A 535-nucleotide genomic window follows, 5' to 3' on the forward strand; every position below is an offset into this window, starting at 1 on the left:
TTCCTGACCCAGTATTTCCGCCCTCATCGCAATCCCCGATCAAGAGACGTCGTTAGCGACGTCGCTATGACCGTCTCTTAAGAAATTATCGCTCCATTAGGCAGGCGGTCCCAATCGGACGGTTACGCACCAACTGATCCTCGTTCAGCTTCTCCGACCGTTTTCCGAATGTCGTCCGGGTGATCTGGTCGATGATATGCTGCATCCGAGCTTCACGCTCGAGGCCGGCTAGGACCATCGCCTTGAGAATGGCGACATCGTCAGGAAGGTCGGCTGCAGTGGCGGACATGCCCTATTTCTGGCAGTTTCTGGACGGCCCGCAATGGCATTTCGATCAGGGGAATCAGGCATGCGACCTATCGTGTCGTCACCGGAGCCTGAGCGCGCGGCGTGTGCATTTTCGACCACTGCAGCCCTTCGAACAAGGCTGACGCCTGTGATGCCGACAGCCGCATCACGCCATCCTGTGCCCGTGGCCAATGGAAGCCCCCCGTCTGCAAAACCTTGCTCACGAGCACCAGGCCGCTGCCATCCC

General features: G+C 58.9%; 1 protein-coding gene and 1 pseudogene. Both read right to left on the reverse strand.

The genetic code is table 11. The features are described 5' to 3' along the window. Positions 1 to 130 precede the first annotated feature (130 nt). A pseudogene (locus tag BRX37_RS26505) lies at positions 131 to 289 on the reverse strand (IS66 family transposase); the annotation flags it as partial. A 67-nt stretch (positions 290 to 356) separates the two neighbouring features. Beyond that, positions 357 to 521: an IS66 family insertion sequence element accessory protein TnpB gene (gene tnpB, locus BRX37_RS27735; RefSeq protein WP_486057250.1), complete on the reverse strand. Its 165-nt coding sequence runs from the start codon at positions 519 to 521 to the stop codon at positions 357 to 359. Between the last annotated feature and the right edge of the window lie 14 nt (positions 522 to 535).

Source organism: Sphingomonas sp. S-NIH.Pt3_0716 (genome assembly GCF_003950715.1).
GTDB classification, from domain to species: Bacteria; Pseudomonadota; Alphaproteobacteria; order Sphingomonadales; family Sphingomonadaceae; genus Sphingobium; species Sphingobium yanoikuyae_A.